This window comes from Sutterella parvirubra YIT 11816, assembly GCF_000250875.1.
GTDB lineage: Bacteria > Pseudomonadota > Gammaproteobacteria > Burkholderiales > Burkholderiaceae_F > Sutterella > Sutterella parvirubra.
In genome coordinates this window covers 1-3,634 of the sequence record NZ_JH604920.1, presented here as the reverse complement: position 1 = coordinate 3,634, position 3,634 = coordinate 1, and the positions used below count along the sequence as shown (strand labels likewise).

Here is a 3,634-nt window from a genome sequence, read left to right as displayed (position 1 = left end):
AGTAAATTTTATTTCTTTACTGTTCCTAAGCCCATCGTCCCGCCGACGGGGAGGTCCCCTGGATCTCCCCGCTGGAACCCGAAAGAACCGAACCGCCCGAGGGCTCGTCCCGCCGGGCGGTTCGTCATTTCCGCGCCCCTGATTTTTTTCCGGGGCGCTTTCGCTTGACAGCGCCTTGACTTTTGGATGAAAATCACGTGTTTTCAAAGTCGCCCCTCTTTCTTCTGAGGTGCGGAACGCCCGCAAGTACTTGACAGTGCGGCGTTTTTCCTTTGAAAGCATGTTGAAACCGGCCCGGTTTTTCGGGCCTTTATTTGACGGACGTTTATGCCTACCATCAACCAGCTTGTTCGCAAGCCCCGCGAGCTCACGCACGACAAGAGCAAGAGCCCCGCGCTGAAGAACTGCCCGCAGAAGCGCGGCGTTTGCACCCGTGTGTACACGACGACCCCGAAGAAGCCTAACTCGGCTCTCCGTAAGGTTGCCAAGGTGCGTCTCACGAATGGCTTCGAAGTCATTTCCTACATCGGCGGTGAAGGCCACAACCTTCAGGAACACTCCGTGGTGCTCATCCGCGGCGGCCGTGTGAAGGACCTTCCTGGCGTTCGCTACCACATCGTTCGCGGTTCCCTCGACACCCAGGGCGTCAAGGACCGCAAGCAGGCCCGTTCCAAGTACGGTGCCAAGCGCCCGAAGGCCGCTTAATACCACTCGCGGTGACAAACCGTGGAGCAACGGTCCGATTCGCCGCCTGACGGTGAACGAACCGAGTAAGTCGCGATCCCTTTGGATCGCTTAGCAAAGAAAAAATGCGCTGCGCCCAACATGAAAATAGTGGCCGCGCATTGACTGAAGACACGAAAGAGGAATTCAAATGCCCCGTCGTCGCGAAGTACCCAAGCGCGAAGTGCTGCCCGATCCGAAGTTCGGCAGCGTCGAAATCACCAAGTTCATCAACGTGATCATGCTCGATGGCAAGAAGGCCGTGGCCGAACGCATCGTCTACGGCGCCCTCGCGCAGATCGAAGAAAAGTCCGGCAAGAACGCGCTTGAAGTGTTCACCACCGCGCTCAACAACGTCCGTCCGCTGGTGGAAGTCAAGTCCCGCCGCGTCGGTGGTGCCAACTATCAGGTTCCGGTTGAAGTCCGCCCGGTCCGCCGCATGGCGCTTGCCATGCGCTGGCTGCGCGAATCCGCCAAGAAGCGTTCTGAAAAGTCCATGCCGCAGCGTCTCGCGGGGGAACTCCTCGACGCGGCCGAAGGCCGTGGCGGCGCCATGAAGAAGCGTGACGAAGTCCATCGTATGGCTGAAGCCAACAAGGCCTTCTCGCACTTCCGCTTCTAACAGCTCATCCGCCCGCACAGAGACTTCAAACCCTCTGTGCGGCGTCCTAAAGAGGAACCTTAAATGGCTCGTCAAACCCCGATCTCGCGTTACCGCAACATCGGTATTTCCGCGCACATCGACGCGGGCAAGACCACCACGACCGAACGCATTCTGTTCTACACCGGCGTGAGCCACAAGCTCGGCGAAGTGCATGACGGCGCTGCCACCATGGACTGGATGGAACAGGAACAGGAACGCGGCATCACGATTACGTCGGCCGCGACCACCGCGTTCTGGCGCGGCATGGAAAACCAGTTCGAATCCCACCGCTTCAACATCATCGACACCCCGGGGCACGTCGACTTCACCGTCGAAGTCGAACGTTCCATGCGCGTGCTTGACGGCGCCTGCATGGTCTACTGCGCCGTGGGCGGCGTGCAGCCGCAGTCCGAAACCGTTTGGCGTCAGGCGAACAAGTACCGCGTTCCCCGTCTCGCGTTCGTCAACAAGATGGACCGTACGGGCGCCAACTTCTTCAAGGTCTACGACCAGATGAAGAAGCGCCTCCAGGCGAACCCGGTCCCCGTCGTCGTGCCGATCGGTGCTGAAGACACGTTCGAAGGCGTGGTCGACCTCATCAAGATGAAGGCGATCATCTGGGACGACAAGTCTCAGGGCATGAAGTTCGAATACAAGGACATCCCCGCCAACCTTCAGGCCACGGCCGAAGAATGGCGTGAAAAGATGGTCGAAAGCGCCGCTGAAGCCAGTGAAGAGCTCATGAACAAGTACCTCGAAGAGGGCGAGCTCTCCGAAGAGGACATCATCGCCGGTCTGCGCGCCCGCACGATCAACTGCGAAGTGCAGCCGATGCTCTGCGGCACCGCGTTCAAGAACAAGGGCGTGCAGCGCATGCTCGACGCGGTCGTGCAGTTCCTCCCCGCTCCGACGGACATTCCGCCGGTCGCCGGCTTCGACCTCGACGAAAAGGAAGCGACCCGCGAAGCTTCGGACGACGCTCCCTTCTCCGCGCTCGCCTTCAAGATCATGACCGACCCGTACGTGGGCCAGCTCACGTTCCTGCGCGTGTACTCCGGCGTTCTCAACTCCGGCGACACCGTGCTCAACTCGGTCAAGAACAAGAAGGAACGCATCGGTCGTCTTCTCCAGATGCACGCCAACGAACGTAAGGAAATCAAGTTCGTTGAGGCCGGCGACATCGCCGCCGCCGTGGGTCTGAAGGAAGTGACGACGGGCGACACGCTCTGCGCGCTCGACGCCCCGATCATCCTCGAACGCATGGAGTTCCCCGAGCCCGTGATCTCGCAGGCCGTCGAACCCAAGACCAAGGCCGACCAGGAAAAGATGGCGCTCGCCCTCAACCGTCTCGCTCAGGAAGACCCGTCCTTCCGCGTGCGCACCGACGAAGAATCCGGCCAGACCATCATCTCCGGCATGGGTGAACTTCACCTTGAAATTCTCGTCGACCGCATGAAGCGCGAATTCAACGTCGAAGCGACCGTCGGCAAGCCCCAGGTGGCCTACCGCGAAACGATCCGCTCCGTCGTCGAAAACGCCGAATGCAAGTTCGCCAAGCAGTCGGGCGGCCGCGGCCAGTACGGTCACGTCGTGCTCAAGCTCGAACCGCTCGAACCCGGCCAGGGCTTCGAGTTCGTCGACGCCATCAAGGGCGGCGTGGTTCCGCGCGAATACATCCCGGCGGTCGAAAAGGGCGTCGAAGACACCCTCAAGGCCGGCGTGCTCGCGGGCTTCCCGGTCGTCGACGTGAAGGTCACGCTCCACTTCGGTTCGTACCACGAAGTCGACTCGAACGAAAACGCCTTCAAGATGGCCGCCTCGATGGCCTTCAAGGAAGGTATGCGCAAGGCCAACCCGGTTCTCCTCGAGCCGATCATGGCCGTCGAAGTCGAAACGCCTGAAGAAAAGATGGGCGACGTGATGGGCGACCTTTCGTCCCGCCGCGGCGTCATCCAGGGCATGGACGACCTCGTCGGCGGCGGCAAGAGCATCAAGGCCGAGGTTCCCCTCGCCGAAATGTTCGGCTACGCCACGCAGCTGCGCTCGCTCACGCAGGGCCGTGCGACGTACACGATGGAGTTCAAGCACTACGCCGAAGCTCCGCGCAACGTTGCCGAAGCCGTCATCGCCGACAAGGCCAAGTAATTCAAACCATTGAAACTATCAAGGACCAAAAATGGCCAAGGGTAAGTTTGAACGTACCAAGCCCCACGTCAACGTGGGCACCATCGGTCACGTGGACCACGGCAAGACCACGCTGACCGCCGC

At 60.5% G+C, this 3,634-nt stretch carries 4 protein-coding genes; all 4 read left to right on the top strand.

What is annotated here, in order from left to right:
* Positions 1-327: 327 nt before the first annotated feature.
* Positions 328-705: a 30S ribosomal protein S12 gene (gene rpsL, locus HMPREF9440_RS03270; RefSeq protein WP_005434247.1), complete on the top strand. Its 378-nt coding sequence runs from the start codon at positions 328-330 to the stop codon at positions 703-705.
* 169 nt (positions 706-874) lie between these two features.
* Positions 875-1,345, top strand: coding sequence for a 30S ribosomal protein S7 (gene rpsG, locus HMPREF9440_RS03265; protein ID WP_040763399.1), 471 nt, complete (start codon positions 875-877; stop codon positions 1,343-1,345).
* A gap of 63 nt (positions 1,346-1,408) precedes the next feature.
* Positions 1,409-3,511: an elongation factor G gene (fusA, locus tag HMPREF9440_RS03260; protein WP_008541484.1), complete on the top strand. Its 2,103-nt coding sequence runs from the start codon at positions 1,409-1,411 to the stop codon at positions 3,509-3,511.
* Between the two features lie 31 nt (positions 3,512-3,542).
* The coding region (locus HMPREF9440_RS03255; protein WP_005434227.1) for a GTP-binding protein at positions 3,543-3,634 on the top strand (92 nt) is incomplete at its 3' end.

Excerpts from the sequence above, each read along its gene's own strand:
- rpsL (WP_005434247.1), top strand. The coding sequence starts at position 328 with ATGCCTACCATCAACCAGCTTGTTCGCAAGCCCCGCGAGCTCACGCAC.
- fusA (WP_008541484.1), top strand. The coding sequence starts at position 1,409 with ATGGCTCGTCAAACCCCGATCTCGCGTTACCGCAACATCGGTATTTCC.
- rpsG (WP_040763399.1), top strand. The coding sequence starts at position 875 with ATGCCCCGTCGTCGCGAAGTACCCAAGCGCGAAGTGCTGCCCGATCCG.